The organism is Rhizobium pisi, from assembly GCF_003938655.1.
GTDB classification, from domain to species: Bacteria; Pseudomonadota; Alphaproteobacteria; order Rhizobiales; family Rhizobiaceae; genus Rhizobium; species Rhizobium pisi.
The window spans coordinates 292,397-316,443 of sequence record NZ_RJJT01000001.1 but is presented as its reverse complement, the minus strand read 5'-3'; the positions used below and the strand labels follow the sequence as shown (position 1 = coordinate 316,443).

General features: G+C 61.1%; 23 protein-coding genes and 2 tRNA genes. 7 read left to right on the top strand and 18 right to left on the bottom strand.

The genetic code is table 11. From position 1 onward, the window contains the following. Positions 1-530: 530 nt before the first annotated feature. From EFD55_RS01650 to EFD55_RS01605, 10 genes are all read right to left on the bottom strand, one after another. Positions 531-606, bottom strand: a tRNA-Phe gene (locus EFD55_RS01650). 281 nt (positions 607-887) lie between these two features. Next, positions 888-1,100 carry a DNA gyrase inhibitor YacG gene (yacG, locus tag EFD55_RS01645; RefSeq protein WP_125842343.1) on the bottom strand — a complete coding sequence of 71 codons (213 nt, stop codon included), beginning with the start codon at positions 1,098-1,100 and terminating at the stop codon, positions 888-890. 31 nt (positions 1,101-1,131) lie between these two features. After that, on the bottom strand, positions 1,132-1,752 hold the full coding sequence (locus EFD55_RS01640; RefSeq protein WP_125842341.1) for a Maf-like protein: 621 nt from the start codon (positions 1,750-1,752) through the stop codon (positions 1,132-1,134). Between the two features lie 55 nt (positions 1,753-1,807). Beyond that, positions 1,808-2,026 carry a translation initiation factor IF-1 gene (gene infA / locus EFD55_RS01635; RefSeq protein WP_003545338.1) on the bottom strand — a complete coding sequence of 73 codons (219 nt, stop codon included), beginning with the start codon at positions 2,024-2,026 and terminating at the stop codon, positions 1,808-1,810. 124 nt (positions 2,027-2,150) lie between these two features. Beyond that, the gene (locus tag EFD55_RS01630) at positions 2,151-2,627 is read right to left on the bottom strand and encodes an arsenate-mycothiol transferase ArsC (protein WP_125842339.1); all 477 of its coding nucleotides are present in this window, start codon (positions 2,625-2,627) and stop codon (positions 2,151-2,153) included. A gap of 5 nt (positions 2,628-2,632) precedes the next feature. After that, positions 2,633-3,106 carry a UPF0262 family protein gene (locus tag EFD55_RS01625; RefSeq protein ID WP_125842337.1) on the bottom strand — a complete coding sequence of 158 codons (474 nt, stop codon included), beginning with the start codon at positions 3,104-3,106 and terminating at the stop codon, positions 2,633-2,635. Positions 3,107-3,110: 4 nt separating this feature from the next. Next, the gene (hisD, locus tag EFD55_RS01620; RefSeq protein ID WP_125842335.1) at positions 3,111-4,409 is read right to left on the bottom strand and encodes a histidinol dehydrogenase; all 1,299 of its coding nucleotides are present in this window, start codon (positions 4,407-4,409) and stop codon (positions 3,111-3,113) included. A gap of 59 nt (positions 4,410-4,468) precedes the next feature. Beyond that, on the bottom strand, positions 4,469-4,900 hold the full coding sequence (locus EFD55_RS01615; protein WP_125842333.1) for a DUF2948 family protein: 432 nt from the start codon (positions 4,898-4,900) through the stop codon (positions 4,469-4,471). Positions 4,901-5,009: 109 nt separating this feature from the next. Continuing rightward, a complete protein-coding gene (murA, locus tag EFD55_RS01610) occupies positions 5,010-6,302 on the bottom strand; it encodes a UDP-N-acetylglucosamine 1-carboxyvinyltransferase (protein ID WP_125842331.1) in 1,293 nt (430 codons plus the stop codon). Positions 6,303-6,409: 107 nt separating this feature from the next. Further along, on the bottom strand, positions 6,410-6,604 hold the full coding sequence (locus EFD55_RS01605; protein WP_125842329.1) for a hypothetical protein: 195 nt from the start codon (positions 6,602-6,604) through the stop codon (positions 6,410-6,412). A 155-nt stretch (positions 6,605-6,759) separates the two neighbouring features. On the opposite strand from EFD55_RS01605, the gene EFD55_RS01600 reads away from it, so the two are divergent. The 3 genes from EFD55_RS01600 to EFD55_RS01590 all read left to right on the top strand — a co-directional run bounded on the left by EFD55_RS01600 (position 6,760) and on the right by EFD55_RS01590 (position 8,647). After that, positions 6,760-6,834 (top strand) — tRNA-Thr (locus EFD55_RS01600). 229 nt (positions 6,835-7,063) lie between these two features. Further along, positions 7,064-8,161: an acyltransferase family protein gene (locus EFD55_RS01595; protein ID WP_125842327.1), complete on the top strand. Its 1,098-nt coding sequence runs from the start codon at positions 7,064-7,066 to the stop codon at positions 8,159-8,161. Positions 8,162-8,404: 243 nt separating this feature from the next. Beyond that, positions 8,405-8,647, top strand: a complete 243-nt coding sequence (locus EFD55_RS01590; protein WP_125842325.1) for a DUF982 domain-containing protein — start codon at positions 8,405-8,407, stop codon at positions 8,645-8,647. A gap of 240 nt (positions 8,648-8,887) precedes the next feature. Here EFD55_RS01590 and EFD55_RS01585 read toward each other — a convergent pair whose 3' ends face one another. After that, entirely contained in the window at positions 8,888-9,151 is a 264-nt protein-coding gene (locus EFD55_RS01585; protein ID WP_125842323.1) for a hypothetical protein, read from the bottom strand. A 113-nt stretch (positions 9,152-9,264) separates the two neighbouring features. Beyond that, positions 9,265-9,525, bottom strand: coding sequence for a BON domain-containing protein (locus tag EFD55_RS01580; RefSeq protein ID WP_125842692.1), 261 nt, complete (start codon positions 9,523-9,525; stop codon positions 9,265-9,267). 133 nt (positions 9,526-9,658) lie between these two features. On the opposite strand from EFD55_RS01580, the gene EFD55_RS01575 reads away from it, so the two are divergent. Next, positions 9,659-9,925, top strand: coding sequence for a hypothetical protein (locus EFD55_RS01575; protein ID WP_125842321.1), 267 nt, complete (start codon positions 9,659-9,661; stop codon positions 9,923-9,925). Between the two features lie 97 nt (positions 9,926-10,022). Then, the gene (locus tag EFD55_RS01570; protein WP_125842319.1) at positions 10,023-12,083 is read left to right on the top strand and encodes an ATP-dependent helicase; all 2,061 of its coding nucleotides are present in this window, start codon (positions 10,023-10,025) and stop codon (positions 12,081-12,083) included. A gap of 11 nt (positions 12,084-12,094) precedes the next feature. Here the strand turns inward: EFD55_RS01570 and EFD55_RS01565 are convergent, their stop codons facing one another. From EFD55_RS01565 to mscL, 5 genes are all read right to left on the bottom strand, one after another. Further along, entirely contained in the window at positions 12,095-13,159 is a 1,065-nt protein-coding gene (locus EFD55_RS01565) for an enoyl-CoA hydratase/isomerase family protein (protein WP_125842317.1), read from the bottom strand. 82 nt (positions 13,160-13,241) lie between these two features. Then, positions 13,242-15,203 (bottom strand): putative bifunctional diguanylate cyclase/phosphodiesterase, encoded by a 1,962-nt coding sequence (locus EFD55_RS01560; protein ID WP_125842315.1) that lies wholly within the window; start codon positions 15,201-15,203, stop codon positions 13,242-13,244. A 119-nt stretch (positions 15,204-15,322) separates the two neighbouring features. Further along, complete coding sequence (gene galE, locus EFD55_RS01555; protein ID WP_125842313.1) at positions 15,323-16,357, bottom strand: UDP-glucose 4-epimerase GalE; 1,035 nt, start codon at positions 16,355-16,357, stop codon at positions 15,323-15,325. A 219-nt stretch (positions 16,358-16,576) separates the two neighbouring features. Then, complete coding sequence (locus tag EFD55_RS01550) at positions 16,577-17,743, bottom strand: pyridoxal phosphate-dependent aminotransferase (RefSeq protein WP_125842311.1); 1,167 nt, start codon at positions 17,741-17,743, stop codon at positions 16,577-16,579. 97 nt (positions 17,744-17,840) lie between these two features. Continuing rightward, positions 17,841-18,278 carry a large conductance mechanosensitive channel protein MscL gene (gene mscL, locus EFD55_RS01545; protein ID WP_125842309.1) on the bottom strand — a complete coding sequence of 146 codons (438 nt, stop codon included), beginning with the start codon at positions 18,276-18,278 and terminating at the stop codon, positions 17,841-17,843. A gap of 218 nt (positions 18,279-18,496) precedes the next feature. Between mscL and EFD55_RS01540 the strand changes: the two genes are divergently transcribed. Then, positions 18,497-22,015: a PAS domain-containing hybrid sensor histidine kinase/response regulator gene (locus EFD55_RS01540; protein ID WP_125842306.1), complete on the top strand. Its 3,519-nt coding sequence runs from the start codon at positions 18,497-18,499 to the stop codon at positions 22,013-22,015. A gap of 9 nt (positions 22,016-22,024) precedes the next feature. Here the strand turns inward: EFD55_RS01540 and EFD55_RS01535 are convergent, their stop codons facing one another. Further along, the gene (locus tag EFD55_RS01535) at positions 22,025-22,582 is read right to left on the bottom strand and encodes a TetR/AcrR family transcriptional regulator (RefSeq protein ID WP_125842304.1); all 558 of its coding nucleotides are present in this window, start codon (positions 22,580-22,582) and stop codon (positions 22,025-22,027) included. Positions 22,583-22,834: 252 nt separating this feature from the next. Here EFD55_RS01535 and EFD55_RS01530 point away from each other — a divergent pair, with 252 nt between their 5' ends. Further along, entirely contained in the window at positions 22,835-24,037 is a 1,203-nt protein-coding gene (locus tag EFD55_RS01530) for an MFS transporter (RefSeq protein WP_125842302.1), read from the top strand. The last annotated feature ends 10 nt before the right edge of the window (positions 24,038-24,047 follow it).

Sequence of the window (24,047 nt, the reverse complement as noted above, 5' to 3'; positions counted from 1 at the left end):
CGCCATTTGCGGACAAAGCGGTGGTTGTTTGTGAACCATCCGACGCTTGCTGACATCAACCGCATCTTGCCTATGGCGTTTCTATCGCCGAGAATCACCGAAGCGATCCTCACAGGGCAGCAGCCACCGATTTCGCCATCGCGAAGCTCAAGCGGGTTGTCGATCTTCCCGCGCTGTGGATAGAGCAACATGACCTTCTGATGCGCCCTCATCACTGACAGCCGTCACAGATCATCAGCCAAGCACAACAGCCCGCGGATCGAAGCGGGCCTGTAGCTTACTCCGGCGAATGAATGCATGCGCCGTGCACTCGACGAGGCTGCGAACCGGCCTCGGGAAAACGTCGGCCAATACTCAAAATCTATTGGCTGCCGGGAAAAGGCTTCTGAGACGGGCAGCTGTAATGCATACGAAAGGGGTGCAAAGACCTAAAAAAATAGAGTCGAGCGGGGCACAGGCATCCGGTAAGCCTATGAATTTACGCAGCAATTCCAACAACACACATATGAGATTAATTTGGGTAAACTGAATGGTGCCCAGGACCGGAATCGAACCAGTGACACGCGGATTTTCAATCCGCTGCTCTACCAACTGAGCTACCTGGGCTAACCTGCTTCCACTGGCGCTTTCGAAGAAAGCACCTCGGGGCCTTGGTTCGCCCCGGAAGCGAGCGGGGTTATAGCATCTTGTTCGCCCATGGCAAGCGTCAAATGACTCTTTTTTGACGGTCTTACCAGTTTTCCGGATTCATGAGGAAAAATAAGAGCTTCGCGGGTGGAACTCTCTGAAGCGCGTCACAATCCTTCAGATTGCTGCTCGTGCTTCAGGTCTTGATTTCCATGCATGTCGTCATCCCAAAACCGCTGCACACTTTTGGGCGACAGGCATTAGTTTTCGTCATCCGGATATTCGGCCTTGGTCTCGTCGTCGGCAACGGGAATGGCGTAGGCGCCGGTCAGCCAGCGGGAGAGATCGACCTCGCGGCAGCGGTTGGAGCAGAAGGGGTAATGTTCGCGGTGGGAAGGTTTGCCGCATTCGGGGCAAGGGCGCGTCTTGCGCAGCGGCTCGACCTTGGCGGCTGCTTTCTTTTCTTCAGGCATATCGGTTCGTCCTATCGATCGGCCGTCGGGCTCAGCCCTCGGGCCACCGGCTATGCACGTCGAAGCCTTCGCCGGTCAAAAGCAGAACGGTTTCATAAAGCGGCAGGCCGACTACATTCGTGTAGGAGCCCACCATTTTCTGCACGAAAGTGCCGGCAAGGCCCTGGATGCCGTAGGCACCCGCCTTGCCGCGCCACTGGCCGGAGGCCAGATAGTTCTCGATCTCGAAGCCTGAAAGACGCTTGAAGCGCACCTTGGTTTCGACGATCTTCTGACGGATCTTGCGATCCGGCGTCACCAGGCAAACGCCGGTGTAGACCATATGGTTGCGCCCCGACAGGAGATGCAGCGAGCTCAACGCCTCGTCGGCGAACTCAGCCTTGCCGAGAATGCGCCGGCCGACAGCGACCACCGTATCGGCAGAGAGGATATAGCTGCCCTTCCAGGTGATATCGCTCTTGATGGCGGCAAGGGCAGCTTCCGCCTTTTCCGCCGAAAGCCTCCGGGCGAGCGAACGCGGATGCTCCGACTTCTTCGGCGCCTCGTCGATATCCATCGGCATCAGGCGCGAGGGCTCGATGCCGGCCTGGTTGAGCAGGTCGACGCGGCGGGGCGAGCCCGAGGCCAGAATGAGCTTGTATTTCAGCGCCATGGAACCTCGAGCATCGGCAGGCAGGAGAAAAACCCTTGCAGGACCTTGGGCAGGCTTACTTGAAACGGTAGGTGATGCGGCCCTTGGTCAGATCGTAGGGCGTCATTTCCACAAGCACCTTGTCGCCTGCGAGAACGCGGATGCGATTCTTGCGCATGCGGCCGGCGGTGTGGGCAATGATCTCGTGTTCGTTTTCGAGCTTCACGCGGAACGTCGCATTCGGCAGAAGTTCGGTGACGATTCCGGGGAATTCGAGGACTTCTTCTTTCGGCATATAGTGGTTTTCTTCCTGTGGGTTGAATAGGCAGCGCAGCGCGCGCCTTTAAAAATTTGGGCGGAAACTACACAATCAACGCAGGTTTGTGAACCTTGTTGATCGGGCTTTCTTTTATTTGTTTTCATGCCGATTGCGCGGCAACGCCTTTCCTTTTGAGTAGCCGGCTTTCGATGAGACTGATCAGGTGATTGCGGACCTCGCGGTAGCTCTCCAGAATCTGCTCGCGCGTTCCGCTGACGACCGTCGGATCCATCGTCGGCCAATAGACGACATCGACCGCACTTGACCGGGTGAGCTCAAGCGCCGCGTGGTGAGCCTGCGGCGAAAGGGTGATGATCAGATCGAAATAATCATCCTCCAGCTCCTCCAGCGTCTGCGGCTGGCGGCGCCCGAGTGAAAGCCCGATCTCTTCGAGCACGACATCTACGAAGGGATCGCGCTCGCCGGCGCGAACCCCGGCGGAGCGTATATAAGTATTGGACGGCAGAATGCTACGGGCAATCATTTCCGCCATCGGCGAGCGGATGGCATTCAGCCCGCACATGAAGAGAATGGCGCCCGGCCTCTTTCCTTCCTCGGCATCGGCGGCGAGCTCCATGGCCGTCACCCACGCCAGTAGAGCACGCAGACCAGCGTGAAAAGGCGCCGGGCGGTGTCGAAATCGACCTCGATCTTGCCGGCCAGCCTGTCTTTCAGCGTCTGCGAACCTTCATTGTGAATACCGCGCCGCCCCATGTCTATCGCCTCGATGCGGCTCGGCGTCGCCGACCGGATCGCTTCGTAATAGCTCTCGCAGATCATGAAGTAATCCTTCACGATCCGTCGAAAGGGCGTCAGCGACAGGATATGGGTGGCGACGTCGCGGCCTTCTTCCGTGGTGATGGCGAAGACCAGCTTCGAATCGACCAGGGAGATGTTCAGCCGGTAAGGCCCGCCGGCATGGCCGAGCGGCTCGAAGCTGTTCTCCTCGATGAGATCGAAGATGGCGACGGCGCGTTCGTGCTCGACATCGGGCGTCGAACGGCCGATCGTATCGTCAAGGACGACGTCGCAAAGCCGAAAATCGCCCTTCGCCATGCCCTCACCTTTCGAGGTTGAGGCGGATCGCGACCGATCGCGCATGGGCATCGAGGCCCTCGGAAACGGCAAGCGCGATCGCCGCCGGGCCGAGGGTACGCAGCTGCTGCGGACCGAGGCGCAGGATCGAGGTGCGCTTGACGAAATCGAGGACTGAAAGACCCGATGAGAAGCGCGCCGAACGCGCCGTCGGCAGCACATGGTTCGAACCGCCGACATAATCGCCGATCACCTCGGGTGTGTGGGAGCCGATGAAAATCGCTCCAGCATTGCGGATGCCGTCGAGCAGCCGGTCCGGATTGACGACCGCAAGTTCCAGATGCTCGGCGGCGATACGGTTTGCCAGGGGAATGGCCTGTTTCAGATCGGCAACCAGGATGATTGCGCCGAAATCGCGCCAGCTGGCCGCAGCCGTCTCGGCGCGGTTCAGCGTCTTCAGCTGGCGTTCGACCGCCTGCTCCACCGCCTTGCCGAATTCGGCATCGTCGGTGATCAGGATCGCCTGGGCGCTGACATCGTGCTCGGCCTGTGCCAGCAGGTCGGCAGCGATCCAATCGGGATTGTTGTCCTTGTCTGCGATGACGAGCACTTCGGAGGGGCCGGCGATCATGTCGATGCCGACGGTGCCGAAGACATGGCGTTTGGCGGCAGCGACATAGGCATTGCCGGGGCCAGTGATCTTGGCAACCGGGGCGATCGTCTCAGTGCCGTAGGCGAGTGCCGCGATCGCCTGGGCGCCGCCGAGACGATAAATCTCCGTGACGCCCACAAGCTTGGCGGCGGCAAGCACCGCCGGATTGACAGCGCCGCCTGTGGCGGGAACGGCGATGGCGATGCGATCAACGCCGGCGACCTTGGCCGGCACGGCATTCATCAGCACCGAACTCGGATAGCTGGCCGTGCCACCCGGAACATAGAGCCCGACCGCCTCGATCGCTGTCCAGCGCGAGCCGAGACCGACGCCCATGTCGTCCTCGTAGATATCGTCCTTCGGCAGTTGCCGGCGATGGTGGGATTCGATGCGCAGTGTCGCAAGCTTCAGCGCGCCCAGCACTTCCGATGGCACCGCCTCGACGGCGGCGTCGATCTCCTCTGATGTGACGCGCATCGGGACGGTGGCGAAATCGATGCCGTCGAACTTCAGCGAATATTCGGCCAGCGCTGCGTCGCCGCGGGCGCGCACGTCATCAATGATGGCGCGAACCACGACGTTCACATCTTCGGAGACTTCACGCTTCGTCGTCAGAAAGGCGGCAAAATGCTGCTCGAAACCTTCCGATGCCTGATCCAGCCAGATTGCCAAGACCGATATTCCTTCTCAACTCGAAACCGCGATGTTCAAACGTTCACGCGACAGGCGTTTCAGGGATGGCGAGGCTTTGAAGCCGCCTCCCAGGCACCGCCGATATCGGCCAGCTGGATCTCGATGCATTCAACATCGAGCGCGATCGAGGCTGTGCCTGACAGCGACAGTTCGATCGTACCGTCCGGCCCCTCGCCCTTCTTCTCGAAGCGCAGTGCAAGCAGCGACAGCACCTCGTCGCGCTTCCCACGGTCGATGCCGAGCGAACGGACGGCAAGCACACGCTTGAAGACCAGCGCCGCACGGCGGCGCTCAAAACCCCTACGCTTGCGCGCGGCACTTTCCCAGACGAAACGATTGACGGCAAGGGCGAACTGCGCGTCGCGCGGCGACCAGTCGATATCGCCGACCTTGAAGACGCTGTCCTGCATATGCGCGGAAATGATCGCAAGATCCTCGTCATCGAGCGCAACAAGCTTCAGGTCGGTCATTCAGCCTCAATCCCATTACTTCAGGTGCCGGGCACCGCCGGAATGGCGATGCGTCAGACAAGGGAAATAAGATGCTGCGGCCAATTACGCAACCGGGGTGAAGGTCGCTTTACTCGCTGATGCGCTCGACCACTGCGCCGCAGCGGGTCAGCTTCTCCTCAAGCCGCTCGAAACCGCGGTCGAGGTGATAGACGCGGGACACCGTGGTTTCGCCCTCGGCGGCGAGGCCGGCGATGACGAGCGAAACGGAGGCGCGCAGATCGGTCGCCATGACGGGGGCGCCGCGCAGGCGCTCGACACCCTCGATCTTCGCCGTCTGGCCGGAGAGCGAGATCCTAGCGCCGAGGCGGGCAAGCTCCTGCACATGCATGAAACGGTTTTCGAAGATGGTCTCGGTGACATGCGAAATGCCCGAAGAGCGGGTCATCAGCGCCATGAACTGCGCCTGCAGGTCCGTGGGGAAGCCCGGGAAAGGATCGGTGACGATATCGACCGGCTTGATGCCGGCGCCGTTGCGCCTGATGCGCATGCCGTTGTTGGTCGACGAGATTTCCGCGCCGGCCCGACGCAGCGTTTCCAGCGCGGTTTCGAGCAGCGACGTATCGGTATTCTCGAGCACGACGTCGCCGCCGGCCATGGCGACGGCCATGGCGTAGGTGCCGGTCTCGATGCGATCCGGCAGGACGCGGTGGCGGGCGCCGGAGAGCGAGGTAACGCCTTCGATGGTGATCGTTGCCGTGCCGGCGCCAGTGATCTTGGCGCCCATGGCGTTCAGGCAGTTGGCGAGGTCGACGACCTCAGGCTCGCGGGCGGCATTGCCGATGACAGTCGTGCCGCGGGCAAGCGTTGCCGCCATCATCATCACATGGGTGGCGCCGACGGAGACCTTCGGGAAGGTGTAGCGTGCTCCGATCAGGCCGCCGGCAGGCGCCTTGGCGTTGATGTATCCGGCATCGATCTCCATGGTCGCGCCGAGCGCCGTCAGGCCCTCGATGAAGAGATCGACAGGGCGCGTGCCGATGGCGCAGCCTCCCGGCAGCGAAACCCTGCAATGGCCTTCGCGTGCCAAAAGCGGTCCGATAACCCAGAAGGAGGCGCGCATCTTGGAGACCAGTTCGTAAGATGCAGTGGTGTCGACGATGGTGCGGCAGGTGAAATGGATCGTGCGCGCATAGGAATCTTCCTGGCGCTCGCGGCGGCCGTTGACGGCGACGTCGACGCCGTGATTGCCGAGGATGCGCATCAGCAGCTCGACGTCGGCCAGATGCGGCACGTTTTCGAGCGTCAGCGTATCGCTGGTCAGAAGCGAGGCGATCATCAGCGGCAGTGCGGCATTCTTGGCGCCGGAAATCGGAATGATGCCATTCAGCTCATTACCGCCGACGATTCTGATACGATCCATGTGCGCTTACGGGCCGCGCCCGCCTTTCCTGAAAGTTCTGCCTTGGAATAAGGAGTGGAGTGTTTAGGGGATTTCTCGGGACGCTTCAATTCGTCACGGACGGAACATTACGATTCGTCCATTTTTGCGGCGGGCAGTCCATCTGTCTCGTCGGCCTGGCCCGAACGGCGGGCGCGCACCTGCTGTTTGCGTCGCCCTAGATTTTCCCTGAGCTTTTCGGCGGCGCGCTCGCGGCGCAGTTTCGCCTGGGCCTCGATCGCCTCTTTGCGGCTCTTTTGGCCGGTTTCGGTCTTGTCGTTCATGTGAACAGGATTAGCCGAATTTGCGCCGATCCAAAAGTCCCTTGCATCCCAATCCACGCGAAGTTGGAATTTGCTGCTTGCGCTTGTCGCCAAGCTGTGGCAATAGCCGCCCCGTTCCCGCAATTGAGCCCCCGGCTCGCACGGGTACTGGTCCTGCTGCCGTAGCTCAGTGGTAGAGCACACCCTTGGTAAGGGTGAGGTCGGTGGTTCAATCCCACTCGGCAGCACCAGTTTTCTCTCAAAAAACTACTATTGAAAATCAGGCAGCGCGCAGGATCACACGCGAAACCGCCCCGGGTGAGGCTCATCATCTTTCCCGATTGCTAAATATCAAACGCCGCCCCAGGCGGCTATTGGCCGTAGGTTTCCCTATCGCTGAAGTTGACCTGAGCTGCACCCTAACTTACAACCCACGACCGGTAGTGATATTTGGGCCAAACTCCAGCCAGGGAATAGATCTTGCGCCACATCAAAGAATATGACGGCTTGCGAGGACTGATGGCCCTCTGGGTGCTTATCGGACATTGGGCCGCGACAATCTATATGCAGTTTCCGTGGCCCGCGAACTTGGGAAATGCCTACGCCGTCGATGTTTTTGTAATCTTGAGCGGATTTGCTATTGCAACGCTCGTCGAGCGGAAGCGAGAGACTTACGGCATTTACATCATTCGTCGAGTATTGCGGATATTTCCTGTGTACTGGTTCTATCTCGCGATCTCCATTGCCTTGGCGTGGGTTAGCGTCGACGTATGGACCAATGCAGCAGGCGGCGAGGCAACGCCCAATCGACTGCAGATCTCACTTGCCGCGCTCGATAATTTTTGGCCGAACGTCGTCAGCCACATCGTCGCCTTGCATGGTGTCGTCCCAAGAAACATGGTCCCGAATGGAGAGTATGCTTTTCTCGGGCAGGCATGGAGCATTTCGCTCGAATGGCAGTTTTATCTGATTGCACCATTGGTGATCGCCTTGGGCGTGCGCGCCGCAGGCAATTTCAAAGCTTGCCTAATCCTCGTTATCGGGCTGTTTGTGCTTTCGTATGTCAGCCCTCGGTTCCCCTATAGCTTCATCGGCCGATATTCCGCGTTCTTTGCGATCGGCATTGCGACATACTTCCTGCTAAATGTTGGCATCCCTCTCTTGGCTCACCGCAGGATTGCCATAGCGCCAATTGCGCTGCTCATAGTTACGGCATTGATATTGTTTGAATTGCCGTCAGTGCTGCCCGTCTCGATCTGGATTGTCGCCACCGCTGCTGTTCTGGCCCCAAGCCAATTTGGTCTTTCAGCAGTTGGCGGACTCCTCAGATGGAAGCCCATCCAGGCGCTGGGGCAGATGTCCTATTCCGTTTATCTCTCGCACATGGCTGTGCTCGTCTTGGGGATGCTGGCTCTTGAAAAAGCCGGGATCACATCGCCCTATCTTCATGCCGCCCTGTTGCTGATCATGACATTGGCTGGCACGCTCGCCATATCGATAGCCTCCTATAATTTCATCGAAGTTCCATTTCAGCGGCTGGGTCGAAATCTCGCGACACGGCCCCAAGCAGCTGAATGAAATCCCTGCCAGTTTAGCTGTGGCGGAACCGTCGCCATGGCATTCATCGTCGAACTTGCCCTCGTTCCCGGTTGAAGGACCTTTAGGCAGAGCGAACGCCTGAGCTCATTCCGCCTCACCAGCCGGAATCCATCCACCATTGCTGCCCGCGAAAATCGCGCTAGAATATTAACTATCGCGGAGTCTCCCGGAGGAATTGGGAGATGTTACATCTGGTCAATCGAAAACCCTGGAGGAGCATCGATGGCAACTGAACGATGGAACAGCCCGGTCACGGTCGGTTTCGAAGGCGCCGACGCGCGAACGGTCAATGGTCCGTTCGATGCGCTGAAATGCCTGGCGGATCTGTGGCCGAGTTCGCGCGGGCTTCATTACATCAAGGCTCGCAGCACCTGCCGGGCAGCGCTCGACGGGCGCAAGAGCGTGGAAGAAGCAAGAGCCGAGTTCCTGGCAGCGGCCGAAGAGGCAAAGCTGAAGCTGCATTAGCAGTTCGGTAAGGTTTTTGGGCCGTTTGCCGGCTTTTTGCCGAAGGAAGCGTGTCGGAACGGTACAATGCTTGATTTTCACTTAACCCTGCATCGAGCTTGTGCCGGGTTTTGACGCAAGAGGCGTTGCGCCCAGGACAGGTGCATCAATAGAAGATGCTCAGCCATCATGATGATGGTCAGAGGCTCGTCACCTCTGCGGGAACGCAGGCGAGCCTCGTCCGAGCAAGCCCGGATGTTTTCAGCAGGCTGCGCCCCCTTCACTCTCCACCTCGACATAACCGACGCCGATGATCGTGCCGTCCGCCGTGCGGATGAAAGAGGGGAGATACCGGGGTTCCGCCAGCGTGCAAGCGGCAGTTCCCGTATATTCGTTGAGGGCGATCTGGTCCTTCGGCAGAGCGGAATAGTTCGTGCCGGTTTCGAGCGAGGCATGGGCGGAGCCGGCAAAGACGCCCCAACCCGAAATCAGGGTCGCTGCCCAGAGGCGAGAAAGCAACTGCATGATGGTCTCCAGCTTTTAGATCCGGCATTTCAACACCCGGGATGGCCTTTGGTTCCGCTGCTCAACACCGGGATAGGAGCGCGTGGCCGACGCGGCGCCCCATTCGCCGCACCTCAGCGGTGCAGCATCCGGCTGCGCACGTAGCCTCGACCGACAATGCTCTCGGCGATCTCGACCGCTCGCTCGACGTCACCCCGCCGGCGCACGAAACCTTCCAGGATCACGTATGAGCCCAGCATGCTGACGATGACCTCCCCGGCTTCGATATTATCGGCAGCATGAATGGCGCTCTCCACCGAAGCGCGCGTCGCCGCATCGCGGTGTCCCTGTCGGCCGATTTCCTCATGGCCCGTGAATGTCAGAAAGCCGGGCATCGTGACCGTCCCTTGATGTTGACTGATCTTGATAAACGCCGGAGCGAGGCGTTTCGTTGCTGCAGGCGGCCAGCCCTTGGCGAAAGACGCGGCGATTTCCATATCTGCCGGCAACGGAAGAAGGATGACGACGATGAAAGCGTTTCTGCCCGCATTGTTTGCCGGGGCATTGCTGGCCGGCTGCTCCTCAGCCGATGGGCCGGCGCTGGAACCCATTCCGGGCAGCATCACCTATGGCGGCCAGCCGCGAACGAAGCTCACCAAGTCGCCGGTCGGCAGCGCTGTTTACAACCAGTTCTACAATCAGACGGGCCAACGGGTGGAGGAGACCTATATTCTTCAGCCGGACCGCAGCCTGAAACTGGTACGGCGTGTGGTCGGCCCGGATTTCCCCGACTGAGGTTCTCGCGCCGCTTGACAGAGGCGGCAATCGCGAACATTCAAGGAACATCTAATCTCTCCGCGGTGATTCTGCGGGAGCCCGACCGGACGGCTGGATGTACCTCGAAAAGCTCAATCCACAGCAGCGCATGGCCGTCGAGCACGGCACGCTCACCGACGGCAATCATATTGCCGGGCCGCTGCTGGTCATTGCCGGCGCCGGCTCCGGCAAGACGAATACCTTGGCGCATCGGGTCGCCCATCTCATCGTCAAGGGCGCCGACCCCCGCCGCATACTGCTGATGACCTTCTCGCGCCGGGCGGCGGCCGAGATGGCGCGGCGCGTCGAGCGCATCTGCCGCGATGTGCTTGGCGCCAATGCCGGCGTCATGGCGGACGCGCTTTCCTGGTCCGGCACCTTCCACGGCATCGGCGCGCGGCTACTGCGAGATTACGCCCAGCAGATCGGTCTCGATCCTGACTTCACCATCCACGACCGCGAAGACAGCGCCGATCTGATGAACCTGATCCGGCATGACCTAGGCTTCTCAAAGACGGAAAGCCGCTTCCCCACAAAGGGCACCTGCCTTGCCATCTATTCCCGAGCGGTGAATTCGGAAACCGCGCTCGACCTCGTGCTGCGCGACGCCTTTCCCTGGTGCGCGACATGGGAGAAACAGCTGCGCGAACTTTTCGCCTGCTATGTGGAGGCGAAGCAGACCCAGAATGTGCTCGATTATGACGATCTGCTGCTCTATTGGGCGCAGATGGTCGGCGAGGCTGTCATTGCCGAGGACATCGGCAGCCGCTTCGACCATGTGCTCGTCGACGAATATCAGGACACCAACCGGCTGCAGGCTTCGATCCTGCTCGCACTAAAACCCGAAGGCCGGGGGCTGACCGTCGTCGGCGACGATGCGCAGTCGATCTATTCCTTCCGCGCCGCGACGGTGCGCAATATCCTCGACTTTCCCGCCGCCTTCAGCCCGGCGGCCAACATCGTGACACTCGACCGCAATTACCGCTCGACGCAGCCGATCCTGGCAGCGGCCAACGCCGTCATCGATCTCGCCTCGGAGCGCTTCACCAAGAACCTCTGGACCGAGCGGCAATCGTCTGAGCGGCCGCGTCTCGTCACGGTTCGAGATGAGGCCGAACAGGCGCGCTACATCGCCGACAAGGTGCTCGACAATCGCGAGGAAGGCCTCAAGCTCAAGCAGCAGGCCGTGCTCTTCCGCGCCTCGCATCACAGCGGGCCGCTGGAGGTCGAATTGACCCGGCGCAACATTCCCTTCGTCAAGTTCGGCGGGCTGAAGTTTCTCGACAGCGCGCATGTGAAGGACATGCTGGCCACCCTTCGCTTCGCGCAGAACCCGCGCGACCGCGTGGCGGGGTTCCGGCTGATGCAGATCCTGCCGGGTGTCGGCCCCTCGACAGCGCAGAAGGCGCTCGACCTGATGGCGGAGGATGTGAGCCCGCTGTCTGCCCTTGCCGCCATGCCGGCGCCGCCGCGCTCGGGCGAAGACTGGACATCCTTCGTTTCGATGCTGCAGGAGATGAAGTCCGGGAAGGCCGGCTGGCCGGCGGAAATCGGGCTGGTGCGAGAATGGTATGCGCCGCATCTGGAACGGCTGCATGAGGACGCCGCGACCCGGCAGGCCGACCTGCTGCAGCTCGAACAGATCGCCAGCGGTTATGCCTCACGCGAGCGCTTCCTCACCGAGCTTACCCTCGATCCGCCGGATGCGACCAGCGACCAGGCGGGCGTGCCGCTTCTCGACGACGACTATCTCATCCTGTCGACCATCCATTCCGCAAAGGGCCAGGAGTGGACGAGGGTTTTCATACTGAATGTCGTCGACGGCTGCATTCCGAACGATCTCGCCGTCGGCACCACGGCCGAAATCGAAGAGGAACGTCGCCTGCTCTACGTGGCGATGACGCGCGCAAGAGACGGTCTCGACCTCGTCGTGCCGCAACGCTTCTTTACTTATGGGCAGAATTCGCAGGGCGACCGCCACGTCTATGCCTCGCGCAGCCGTTTCATCCCTGCGACGCTGCTGCAGTTCTTCGAGGCGTGCAGCTGGCCGCAGGTGAAATCGGACGCCGCCGCCCAAGCGCAGGCCCGGCAGGTGCGCATCGATGTCGGCGCCCGCATGCGCGGCATGTGGCGATAGGCCGGGACGGTTTAGAGCAAAAGCGGCGGTTCGGCCGGTTTCAGGAAATGTTCGACCGATGCCGCCTCCACGGCTTCGACTGATGAGGGCGACCATTTCGGATTGCGGTCCTTGTCGATGACGGCGGCGCGGATGCCCTCGAAAAAATCGGGATTGTGCAACATCTGCAGGCAGGCGCCGAGTTCGCGGCGAAGGCATTCGGCGAGCGAGATGCTGCGGCGGCCGTCCCTGAGCAGCCGCAAGGCGAGCTTCAGACTGGTTGGCGAACGCGTCAGCAATACCCGGCGCGTCTCGGCGGGGAAGTCGCCCTCCTCCACTGCGAGAGCGGCCAGGATCGCCTCGACGCTGTCAAACCGAAATGCGCGATCAATCGTTGCCGCGTTCCGCTGCAGCTGGCCTTCTGCCGGAGGCTCGGAAAGCGCCTGCAACACGGCATCGACATCGCTTGGCGCGCTGCCGAGCGGCAAGATCGACAAAACCTCGATCACCTCTCCAAGCCGCGACGAAGCGATTTGAAGATCGGCAAGGCGGGCGTGGATCGCGTCGGCGGCACCAATATCGAGCCCTGTTAGGCCGAGCCATGTTCCCGCCTCGCCGGGGGCGTGTGGCAACAGCCAGGTGGCGCCGATATCCGGGACATAGCCGATGCCGGTTTCGGGCATGGCAAGGCGCGTGCGCTCGGTGACGATGCGATGGCGACCGTGCGACGACAGGCCGACGCCGCCGCCCATGGTGATGCCATCCATGAGCGCGACATAGGGTTTGGGATAGAAGGCGATCATATGGTTGAGGCGGAATTCCTCGCGCCAGAAGGCGCCCGCAAGGCCGTCGCCGGCGCGGGCGCTCTCATGCAAGGCGCGGATATCGCCTCCGGCGCAGAAGCCGCGCTCACCCTCCCCCGTCACCACGACGCTCGCCACCGCGGCATCACCGGCGAAAGCGTCGAGGGCCTCGGTGATCGCGCGGATCATCGGCAGCGTCAGGCTGTTCAGCGCCCGCGGCCGGTTGAGCCGGATAATGCCGGCAGTGCCTCGCCGCTCGATGATGACTTCGCTTGGCCGTTCGCCGTCCTGCATGCTTCACCTCCACTGTTGCGACCATGAATAGACGACGAGGCGGCGTCGCTCCAGTCGATTTGCGGCCGGCCGCGATCGATTGTCAGGCAGAGAGTGAATTGCGGGCGGAAACGGCGCCGTCGCATCTGGCCGCATATTCGATGGCAAGTTCCAGCGGCAGCGGCCGCGAGAAATAATAGCCTTGGGCCAGACGGACGCCCATTGCTTTCAATCCCTCGGCGATCTGCTCGCTTTCGACGCCTTCGGCAACGGAGGCGATGCCGAGATTCTGGCAGAGATTGGCGACCGAGCGGGTGATGTTCATGCAGCGGGCGTCGCGATCGAAATTCATCACGAAACCCTTGTCGATCTTCAGCTTGTCGAAGGCGAGACGATGGATATGGCTGAGGCTCGAAAAGCCGGTGCCGAAATCGTCGAGCGCGATTGATATGCCGGCGGCGCGCAGCATTGATATCACCCGGTCGGCAGCGTCGAAATCGGAAAGCAGCGCCGTTTCGGTAATCTCGAATTCGATGCGCTTCGGATCGACGCCGGAGCGGGTGATCATGGCGAGCAGGGCCATCGAGGTCTCGTGATCGCAAATATCGCGGGCCGAGAGGTTGAAGGATAGCCTGAGATGTTTCGGCATGATCGCCAGCGCTTCGAGCGCCTGGGCAAAGAGGATGCGCGTCATTCGGCCGATGACGGCCGTGCGTTCGGCGGCGGGGATGAAGGCCTCAGGGCTGATGCGGCCGAAGCGGGCGCTGTCCCAGCGGGCGAGCGCCTCGTAACCGACGACGCGGCCGCTCTTCAATTCGACGATCGGCTGATAATCGAGCTTCAATTCCTGGGCGAAGTCGTTCGCCTGCAGTTCGAGTTCGATCAGGTGGCGCTGCGTCAGGATTTTTTCGTGGTCGGCTGAGAAGAATTCGACGCCGCTGCTGCGCTTGCTCTTGACCTGGTAGAGGGCGAAATCCGCCTTCTCGTAGAGATCCTCGGCCGTGTATTGGCCGATATCGGGATAGACGATGCCGCAGGAACCGAAAACACGAACCGAGCCGTCGGGGATTTCATAGGGCTCGCGGACGGCCGCGCAGAGCGCCTGGCCGAGATCGGCGATCGCGTTGCGCGTCATCGAACAGGGGAAGATGATGCCGAATTCATCGCCGCCGAGGCGGGAGACGATGCCCTCGTTGCCGACCAGCGCGGTGAAGCGGCGGGCCGTCTCCTTGAGCACGAGATCGCCCGCGGCATGGCCGAAGACGTCGTTGACGGGCTTGAACCCGTCGAGATCGATAATGCCGAGGACGGGCGGCGAGGATGGTTTCTCCCGCAGCCGTTTTTCCAGCGAGAGAAAGAAGCTGCGGCGGTTGGCAAGGCTGGTCAATTGGTCCTGCAGGGCGTTGCGGCTGTTGACGAGATTGAGCTCCTCAGCCTCCGCCTGCTTCTGCTTCAATTCCTCGGTCAATTGCACAAGGCCGACGAAATTCTGGAAATAGCTGTTGATTACCCTCAAAAAGGGCAGAATCAGGAAAAGGCCGCTGACGGCGGTCGCCACGAAAACGGGATTGCCCGAGAACATGAAGGTCGCGATCATGGCCGAGAAGGTGATGACAGTGGTGATCGCCGCCGCCATCGGCAGATGCATCAGGCAGAAGATGCAGGAAATGCCCGTCACGACGAGGAAATAGGCGATCTGGCCCTGCTGGGAGGCATCGCCGTACTGATAAAGCGCGATCGCCCAGCCGCCGAAGGCGGCGGCCAGGATGCAGGCGCCTGATATGGTGACCTTCATCAGCCGGTAAGCCCGCTCGGCGGTGACGTTTTCCTTGCCCCTGGTCGCCCACCAGCAGAGGCGGAACACGCAGACGATGCTGAGACCGACAGGGATATAGAGCGCGAGCCAGAGAGGAGCGGATTTAACGTGCGTAACCGCCACCGCAAGGGCGTTGATGATCAGGAGGACATAAAGAATAGGGATCTGGGACGACAGGGCCTGGAACTGCGCCACCAGAAACGTCGGGTTGTCTTTTTGCAGCCGCAGCGCGGCCAGAAAGTTCTTCATGTCTCTTTTCCGTCGGCCCCGAGCCACCAGAGAAAGCTTGATGTTTCCTTATTCCAGTCATGTCATGCGGACCCCGCCGGGACGGGGATGGTAAAAAGGCCGTTGCGTCGAAACGCCGTTCAGAAAGAAGCGGCGGCGAGCGCCCGATGGATGCTGTGCAGATCGTCGACGTTCTTGTTCGACAGGAAGAGTTCCCAATCGAGCGAGCTCTGGACGATGGTTTCCAGCGAATCGTAGCGAGGTTTCCAGTCGAGCACCTGCCGGGCGAGCGAAGCGTCTGCGACGACGCTTGCCGAATCCCCGGCGCGGCGCGGCGCCATGTGGATCTTGAATGAATGTCCGTGGAGGCGGGTCACCATGTTCAGCACGTCGAGCACGGAATAGCCGCTGCCATAGCCGCAATTGGCAACGAGCGAGCCCTTGTCCTTGCGCAGGTGCTGCAGCGCTTTCAGGTGTGCATCGACAAGATCCGTGACGTGGATGTAGTCCCGCACGCCGGTGCCGTCATGCGTGGGATAGTCGATGCCATAGACATGCACGCCGTCGCGCGTGCCGAGTGCGGCCTCGCAGGCAACCTTGATGAGATGCGTGGCGCCTGAAGTCGACTGGCCGGTGCGGTGGTGCGGGTCGGCGCCGGCGACGTTGAAATAGCGAAGCGCGACATAGTTGAAGTCATAGGCGGCTGCGGCATCGCGCAGCATGAATTCGGTCATCAGCTTGGATTGGCCGTAAGGATTTTCCGGGTTGAGGGAAGCTGTCTCCTTCACGGGCAGGTCCGTCTTCTGCTGACCGTAGACGGCTGCCGTCGAGGAGAAGACGAAATTGCGGATGCCAGCCTTGATCGAAGCGCTCAGAAGCGCGCGGGTCTTACCGGAATTGTTGTCGTAATAGGAAAGCGGATCAGCGACCGAGACCGGGACGACGGCGGACCCGGCGAAATGGATGATCGTCTCGATGTCGTTCTCGATGAAGATCTTCTTCAATATATCGGGGTCGGCAATGTCGCCGAGATAGAAACGCGCCGCCGGCGCCACGGCCCATCGAAAACCCGTGGAGAGGCGGTCGAGCACGACCACATCCTCGCCTGAATCGAGCAACAACCAAACCATGTGACTGCCGATATATCCGGCCCCGCCCGTCACCAAAACCGCCATGTCACGCATCCCTGCTTTCGTTTTTATAGGCAGAGGCATCAGGCGCCGGTTTTTCTTTCCAATGTTCTTATCGGATGGCCGTTTGGCAGCCTTTGAACGGGTATGTTTGGAGTCGTGGTTAGAGGCCGATTTCGGGCTTTGCTAGAGTTTTATCGATCTTGCGATTTCGCACAAAATCGGCCGGGCTGGGAGCCGCCACGCGTCTTGCCGCCGAGGTTCTCAGAGCTTGAGGATATAATCGCAGAGACGTTCAGCGGCGATTGCCACCTGGGCCGGGTCGCGCAGGAAACAGGCGCGCAGGAAGAGTTCGCCGCCGGCGCCGAAGGCGGTTCCGGGAGCAAGTCCGACACCTGTCTTGTCGACGATATCGATGGCAGCGCTACGGCTATCGGTGACGCCGTCGATCTTCAGGAAAGCATAGAGCGCGCCGTCCGGCTTCAGCGTCTCGACACGATTGGTGGCGATCAGCGCATCGCAGAGAATATCGCGCGAGCGGGCGGCCTTGGCGATATTGGCGCGCACAAAATCATCGCCGTCATCGAGGGCCGCGACGGCGCCCTTCTGCATGAACTGCGCCACGCCCGACGTCGAATACTGAATGAGGTTTTCGAGCACCTGCCCCATTTCGGGGGGTGCTACGATCCAGCCGACGCGCCAGCCGGTCATCGACCAGTTCTTCGAGAAGGAATTGACGAAGATGATCTTGTCATCCGGTTCCATTACGTTGAGGAAGGAGGGCGCGCGGCCGCCGGCAAAATAATAGAGGGCGTAGATTTCATCCGCCATGATCCAGAGGTCGTACTTGCGGGCGAGCACCAGGATGTCGGCGAGATCCTTCTTCGTCGCCGTCCAACCCGTCGGGTTCGACGGCGTATTGATGAAGATGCCCCTGGTCTTTTGCGTGATCGCGGCTTCGATGCGGTCGAGATCGACCGTCCATCGACCGCCTTCGAACTGCAGCTCGACGCCGACGGAGCGCGCGCCCGCTATTTCGAGGGCCGCGGCGATATTCGGCCAGGCGGGCGTGAGGTAGACGAATTCGTCGCCCGGCGAGGTCAGCGCCTGTACTGCGATCTGGATCGCCTGCATGCCGGAGCCGGCGACATAGAAATGCTCGACCGGCAGCCGGACGGCGAAATGCCTGGCGTAATAATCCGAAAGCGCCCGGCGAAGCTCGGGAATGCCACGCTGCCAGGTGTAGAAGGTCTCGCCGGCCGCAAGCGCGTCCATCGCCGCCCTGCTGATGAAATCGGGCGTCGGCAGATCGCCTTCCCCCACCCAGAGCGGTAATAGGCCGTCACGGCCACGAGCATAATTTACGACTTCGACAATCCCGCTTTCGGGCGCCGCCAAGGCGCGCGGGCTAAGGCTGGTGACGATCGACATGCATATCTCCGGTTTCCGCCTTCATAGAGGATTTGCGCCGGCAAATCCCATGATATCCAGTGATGGCATATCGATTTTCGTGATGAATGAGCCCGGCTCAAGCCGTCGGGCGCTTGGCGAGAAGATCGCGGATCTCGGTCAGCAGCTGAACGTCTGCCGGCGGCGGAGGCAGCTCTTCCGGTGCGGCCTTTTCCTTGCGCTCGACCTGCTCGCGCAGCGTATTCACACCCTTGACCATCAGGAAGATGATCCAGGCGAGAATGAGGAAGTTGATCAGAACGGTGAGGAAGCTGCCATAGGCAAACACCGCTCCCTGCGCACGGGCGGCGGCGAGCGACGTCTCGGTGACCTTCGACGACAGCGGAATGAAATAATTCGAGAAATCGAAGCCGCCGAAGACGGCGCCGACGATCGGCATAATGATGTCGTCGACCAGCGATTTGACGATGCCGCCAAAGGCGCCGCCGATGATGACGCCGACTGCAAGATCCATGACATTGCCGCGGGCGATAAAGGCCTTGAACTCGTTGAGCATCGGATCCGTCTCCCTTCGATGCACTTCAAAGTTATGCAACTGATTTTATTAGCTACATCTTCATTGCAATTAATCAATCGGCAATCGCAATTAATCGACGATACCCCCGCGGTCTTTGACTTAAGGCCTAGACGGCCAGGAATTTTCAAAGCGCCTGAAATAACTTAAGCTGATCCACTTGCGGGAGATCCCGGCGAGTTTCCGCCGGCGGAGGGTCAATGCTTCCAGGCTGGGTTATATTCGCGTCTGCCTTCGGCTATCTGCTCCTGCTTTTCGCCGTGGCAAGCTATGGCGACCGCAAGAACCGCAGGCGGGGCACTCTCGGCCCGGGCAGGCTGGAAGGCGGATGGCCGGTGGTCTATGCGCTGAGCCTTGCGATCTACTGCACCTCCTGGACCTATTTCGGCAGCGTCGGGCTTGCCGCGCAGCGCGGCCTGGAATTTGCCGGCATCTATATCGGTCCCATCCTTGTCTTTACGCTCGGCATGCCGCTGCTTCGCCGCATCATCGAGCTCGCCAAGGCCGAAAAACTCACCTCGGTCGCCGATTTCGTCGCCGCGCGCTACGGCAAGAACCCGACGGTCGCGACGATCGTGGCGCTGATTTCGCTGATCGGCACCATTCCTTATATCGCGCTGCAGCTCAAGGCGATCTCGAGCACCGTCAGCGCCATGGTCAACCCCTCCGATTACGGCATCGGCAGCGGCAATCTCTATTTTCTCGACCTGCCGCTCGTCGCGACGCTGGTGCTCGCCTGCTTCGCCATCATGTTCGGCACGCGGCATACGGATGCAACGGAGCATCAGGACGGCCTCATCCTCGCCGTCTCGATGGAATCTGTGGTCAAGCTCGTCGCCTTCCTGACGGCCGGCATCTGCGTCATCTGGTTTCTCTTCGACGGCCCGACCGATCTCTGGCAGAAGACCGTCGACAACGAGCTGGTCATGTCAGCTCTGAACTACCACACGCCGATCAGCCGCTGGATCACCCTGATCGTCCTGTCGGCCTTCGCAATCATCATGCTGCCACGGCAATTCCACGTCACGGTCGTCGAAAACCGGACGCCGAAACAGCTGAAGCTCGCGGGTTTTCTCTTTCCCACCTACCTCATATCAATCAATCTCTTCGTGCTGCCGGTGGCGATCGGCGGCCTCCTGACCTTCGGCGGCACCGGCAATGCCGATTTCTATATGCTGTCGCTGCCACTTGCCCGCCAGATGCCCGTGGTTTCCCTGATCACCTTCATCGGTGGCTTCTCCGCTGCAACGGCGATGGTCATCGTCGATTCCGTGGCGCTGTCGATCATGGTGTCGAACGACATCATCATGCCGATCTTCCTCAGGCGCAAACTCGCCGGCCGCGCCAGCCAGCGCGACGATTTCGCCAAGACCCTGCTCAACATCCGCCGCAGCGCCATCTTCGCCGTGCTGCTTTTCGGCTATGCTTATTATCGCTCGACGGACAGCACCGCCGGCCTTGCCTCGATCGGCCTTCTTTCCTTCGCCGCGATCGCGCAGATCGCCCCTGCCCTGATCGGCGGGCTGATTTGGCGGCGCGCGAATGCGCGCGGCGCGATCCTCGGGCTGACCACCGGCTTCGTCACCTGGATCTATCTGCTGTTCCTGCCCTCGCTCGGCGGCCCCGATTATTCGCATGTGGCAAGTGCTGTGCTCGGTTTCATCTTTCCCGGCTCGACAATGTTCACTGCGCCCGACGCCGATCCGCTGGTCAATGCGACGGTCATGAGCCTGCTCGTCAACACAGCCTTCTTCGTCGTCGGCTCGCTCACCCGCAATGCCAGACCGCTGGAACGCATCCAGGCCGGCATCTTCGTCAAGCGGCATTCGCGCTCGCAATTCGCTACGCGCGGCTGGAAGACCCGCATCAGCGTCGGCGATCTCAAGGCGGCGATCTCGCGCTATCTCGGGGAAGAGCGCATGCAACGCTCGCTGACGACCTACGAGCAAAGCTCCGGCCGCAAGCTGGAGGACGAGCAGCCGGCCGACATGGCGCTCATCCATTTCAGCGAGCAGTTGCTCGGCAGTGCCATCGGCTCCTCCTCGGCCAGGCTCGTGCTCTCCTTGATCCTGCAGAAGATCGAGGATGCCTCTTCCGATACCGCCTGGCTGCTCGACCAGGCGAGCGAAGCGCTGCAATATAACCAGGACATGCTGCAGACCGCCCTTTCGCAGATGGACCAGGGCATTGCGGTCTTCGACAGTTCCAACCGGCTGACGATCTGGAACCGGCGCTTCCGGCAATTGCTGGACCTGCCGGAAAATGCCGGCCAGGTCGGTTTTCCCTTGTCCGACATCGTCACCATCCTCAGCCGGCGCGGCGACATTGCGCCCGGCGACCTCAATCAGACGGTGCGGCATTTCCTGACGCTCGACAAACCCTTCGCGCTGGTGCTCGGCGGCGGAGAGCGGATCATCGAGGTGCGCTCCAACGCCATGCCGGACAAGGGCATCGTCGCGACTTTCACCGACATTACGCAGCGCGTGAGCGCCGACCAGGCGCTGAAACAGGCAAATGAGACGCTGGAGCAGCGTGTGGCCGAACGGACGGCCGAACTGACCCGCGTCAACCATGAGCTTGCCGAAGCGCGCGCTGCCGCCGACGAGGCGAACATCGGCAAGACGCGCTTTTTCGCCGCCGCCGGCCACGATATTCTGCAGCCGCTCAACGCCGCCAGGCTCTATTCCTCCGCATTGGTCGAGCGCATGGCGCAATCCGACAACAGCCCGATCGTGCGCAACATCGATTCCGCACTGGAATCGGTCGAGACTATTCTCGGGGCGGTGCTCGATATTTCCCGCCTCGATACCGGCGCCATGCGGCCGCGGCTTGCCGCCGTCGCGCTCTCCGACCTGTTGGAGCGCATCGAGACCGATTTCGCGCCGATCGCCCGCGAAAAGCAGCTGAAGCTGGTGGTCATGCCGACGTCGCTGCGCGTGCGCTCCGATCCCAACCTTCTGCGACGACTAGTGCAGAACCTCGTTTCCAACGCCATCAAATACACGATCACCGGCAAGGTGCTGGTTGGCGCGCGGCGACGCGGTAATCAGGTGATCATCCAGGTGATGGATTCGGGCATCGGCATTCCGCCATCGAAATTCCGCACCGTGTTCAAGGAATTCGCGCGGCTGGACGAAGGGGCGAAAACTGCTTCCGGCCTCGGGCTTGGCCTGTCGATCGTCGATCGCATCGCCCGCGTGCTGAACCATCCGGTCGAACTGCACTCGACGCATGGCAGGGGCACGGAGTTCCGCATCACCATGCCCCTCGAAGTTTCCCGCCCCGCCGGGACAGCAGCGGCGATCGCGCCCGCCGACCGGCCGGGACAACCGCTGAAAGGGCTGAAGATCCTCTGCATCGACAACGAGCCGAATATCCTCGAAGGCATGCGGCTTCTGATCAGCGGCTGGGGCTGCGAGGTGGAGGCGCTGGATCGCCTCGCCGACGTCATGGCTATCGACGGGCACGGCGGGCTGCCGGATCTCATCATCGCCGATTATCATCTCGGCGACGGCACCGGCATTGCCGCGATCCTGCATCTGCGCCGGCAGATCGGCGCCGATATCCCGGCTTTGCTGGTCACGGCCGACCGCACGCCGGAGGTGCGCAGCGAGGCCGAGCGGCACGGCATCGCCGTCCAGCACAAGCCGGTGCGGCCGGCGGCGCTGCGTGCCTATATCACCCAGATTTCCGGCCTCAAGCGAGCTGCCGCAGAGTAGGAAGCAAGCTCAGTCGGTCGTGCTCATGACGCGCGTAACAAGGTCGCGTACACGTGTGGTGTCGGGCACATCGCCGAACAGGATGCGGTACATGATCGGTGCCACGACCTGGTCCATGACGAGATCGACATCAGGAAAGGCTGCACCGCGCGCCTTTGCCCTCCCGGCAATGACGTCGATCTGCTGGCGCGTATATTCGGCGCATTTGCAGGCATTCACGCCCGCCTGTGCCGCCAGCACGTCGCGGATCATCTCGCGGCCGGGGCCGGAAGACATTTCCTCGGCATATTGCTCGGCCCAGGCTTGAAGATCGGCCTGGCCGTTGCCTGTATCGACAGGCTGCATATCCGGCCGCAACCGCTCGACGGCGACATCGGCGAGAAGCTCCTGCAGGTCGCCCCAGCGGCGATAAATCGTCGATGGCGTCACCCCCGCCTTGCCGGCGATCATCGGGATGGTGACCTCGGCCCGGTTCATCGCGGCCAGTAGCTCGCGAACCGCCTTATGAACCGATGCCTGAACCCGGGCGCTTCTGCCGCCCGGACGGAGATTCTCTTTTACTGCCATGCGACCCAACCTTCGCCCTAGAGCATTTCCGCTTTTCTCCGAATCGCGGAAATGCTCTATCTCTTTGCTTTCACGCAATTCTCGGCAAAAGCGTTTCACGCTTTGCCTGGCAAAACCGTTACACACTTTTGCTGGAATTGCTCCAATGGTTCAAAATCTTTGACAGACCTATTAATGCAAATAATTTGCTTTTATAGAATGCCCGCTCTACATACAGCTAACGCAACGACTTAGCTTTAAGAGGGCTTATACATGTTTGCCGCAGCCAAATCCACAGCGAATTCGCCGCGCCCCTCGACCGGCTTCCATGCGCTGACGCTCGCCACCTTTTTTGGAGCCTCCTCGGTACCAACGCCGCTCTACCGGATCTATCAGGAGAATTTTTCCATCTCGCCGGTGCTGATCACCGTCATCTTTGCAGTCTATGCCTTCGCACTGCTGGCGGCCCTGCTGACCGCCGGTTCGATCTCCGATCATCTCGGCCGCAAGCCGGTGATCTTTTTCGCTCTCATCGTCGAAATCGTCGCCATGGGCCTCTTCGTCGTCGCAAGCGGTCCCGGCTGGCTGATCGCGGCGCGGATTGTGCAGGGTCTTGCCACCGGGATCGCCGGCGCCTCACTCGGAGCGGCTCTCGTCGATATCGACCGGGCGAAGGGGCAGATCGTCAATTCGATCGCACCGCTTACCGGCATGGCGGTGGGCGCGGTCGGCACCAGTGCACTGATTCAATACGCCCCCTTCCCGATGCATCTGGTCTACGCGCTGCTACTCGTCGCCTTCTCGCTGCTGGCAGCCGCCATCTGGCTGACGCGCGAGACCGGCAGCAGGCGGCACGGAGCGCTGGGCTCGCTGGTGCCGCGGGTCGCTATTCCGCCGCAGGCAAAGCGACCGCTCGCGCTGGTAACACCGATCAATATCGCCAACTGGACGCTCGGCGGTTTTTATCTTTCGCTGGTGCCTTCATTGGTCGCCAGCACGACGGGTAGCGGAGCCCCGATGACGGGCGGAGCCGTCGTGGCGGCGCTGACCGCGAGCGGAGCGATCGCCGTCTACCTCAGGCGCAACAAGACGGTAACGGCCAATCTCGGCTTTGGCGTATCGGCCAAGACGCTCGGCATTCTGACGGTCGTTGCCGGCGTTCATCTCGCCAATGTGCCGTTGCTTCTCATCGGCACCGTCTTCACCGGCGCCGGCTTCGGCACCAATTTCCTCGGTTCGATCGGCACGATCATGCCACTCGCCAAGCCAGACGAGCGCGCCGGGCTGCTGTCCGCCTTCTACATCCAGAGCTACCTCGCCTTCAGCCTGCCGGCGATCCTTGCGGGATTCCTGGCAAAATCGGCCGGCTATGCGCTGACGACGGATATTTTCGCAACGTCGATCCTGCTTTTGATGGGCGTCGGGATCATGGCTGTTCGCGACGGCAGGGGGAAGACGGCGGAGAATGCGGCCTGACATCCGAGGG

What these genes read in the sequence shown, in the direction of transcription:
- EFD55_RS01530 (WP_125842302.1), top strand. Translation starts at nt 22,835, where the DNA reads ATGTTTGCCGCAGCCAAATCCACAGCGAATTCGCCGCGCCCCTCGACC.
- galE (WP_125842313.1), bottom strand. Translation starts at nt 16,357, where the DNA reads ATGGCGGTTTTGGTGACGGGCGGGGCCGGATATATCGGCAGTCACATG.
- EFD55_RS01535 (WP_125842304.1), bottom strand. Translation starts at nt 22,582, where the DNA reads ATGGCAGTAAAAGAGAATCTCCGTCCGGGCGGCAGAAGCGCCCGGGTT.
- EFD55_RS01590 (WP_125842325.1), top strand. Translation starts at nt 8,405, where the DNA reads ATGGCAACTGAACGATGGAACAGCCCGGTCACGGTCGGTTTCGAAGGC.
- EFD55_RS01575 (WP_125842321.1), top strand. Translation starts at nt 9,659, where the DNA reads ATGAAAGCGTTTCTGCCCGCATTGTTTGCCGGGGCATTGCTGGCCGGC.
- EFD55_RS01625 (WP_125842337.1), bottom strand. Translation starts at nt 3,106, where the DNA reads ATGGCGAAGGGCGATTTTCGGCTTTGCGACGTCGTCCTTGACGATACG.
- EFD55_RS01630 (WP_125842339.1), bottom strand. Translation starts at nt 2,627, where the DNA reads ATGGAGCTCGCCGCCGATGCCGAGGAAGGAAAGAGGCCGGGCGCCATT.
- EFD55_RS01540 (WP_125842306.1), top strand. Translation starts at nt 18,497, where the DNA reads ATGCTTCCAGGCTGGGTTATATTCGCGTCTGCCTTCGGCTATCTGCTC.
- yacG (WP_125842343.1), bottom strand. Translation starts at nt 1,100, where the DNA reads ATGCCTGAAGAAAAGAAAGCAGCCGCCAAGGTCGAGCCGCTGCGCAAG.
- infA (WP_003545338.1), bottom strand. Translation starts at nt 2,026, where the DNA reads ATGCCGAAAGAAGAAGTCCTCGAATTCCCCGGAATCGTCACCGAACTT.
- EFD55_RS01615 (WP_125842333.1), bottom strand. Translation starts at nt 4,900, where the DNA reads ATGACCGACCTGAAGCTTGTTGCGCTCGATGACGAGGATCTTGCGATC.
- EFD55_RS01605 (WP_125842329.1), bottom strand. Translation starts at nt 6,604, where the DNA reads ATGAACGACAAGACCGAAACCGGCCAAAAGAGCCGCAAAGAGGCGATC.
- EFD55_RS01565 (WP_125842317.1), bottom strand. Translation starts at nt 13,159, where the DNA reads ATGCAGGACGGCGAACGGCCAAGCGAAGTCATCATCGAGCGGCGAGGC.
- EFD55_RS01585 (WP_125842323.1), bottom strand. Translation starts at nt 9,151, where the DNA reads ATGCAGTTGCTTTCTCGCCTCTGGGCAGCGACCCTGATTTCGGGTTGG.
- EFD55_RS01550 (WP_125842311.1), bottom strand. Translation starts at nt 17,743, where the DNA reads ATGTCGATCGTCACCAGCCTTAGCCCGCGCGCCTTGGCGGCGCCCGAA.
- mscL (WP_125842309.1), bottom strand. Translation starts at nt 18,278, where the DNA reads ATGCTCAACGAGTTCAAGGCCTTTATCGCCCGCGGCAATGTCATGGAT.
- murA (WP_125842331.1), bottom strand. Translation starts at nt 6,302, where the DNA reads ATGGATCGTATCAGAATCGTCGGCGGTAATGAGCTGAATGGCATCATT.
- EFD55_RS01640 (WP_125842341.1), bottom strand. Translation starts at nt 1,752, where the DNA reads ATGGCGCTGAAATACAAGCTCATTCTGGCCTCGGGCTCGCCCCGCCGC.
- EFD55_RS01560 (WP_125842315.1), bottom strand. Translation starts at nt 15,203, where the DNA reads ATGAAGAACTTTCTGGCCGCGCTGCGGCTGCAAAAAGACAACCCGACG.
- EFD55_RS01580 (WP_125842692.1), bottom strand. Translation starts at nt 9,525, where the DNA reads ATGCCCGGCTTTCTGACATTCACGGGCCATGAGGAAATCGGCCGACAG.
- EFD55_RS01570 (WP_125842319.1), top strand. Translation starts at nt 10,023, where the DNA reads ATGTACCTCGAAAAGCTCAATCCACAGCAGCGCATGGCCGTCGAGCAC.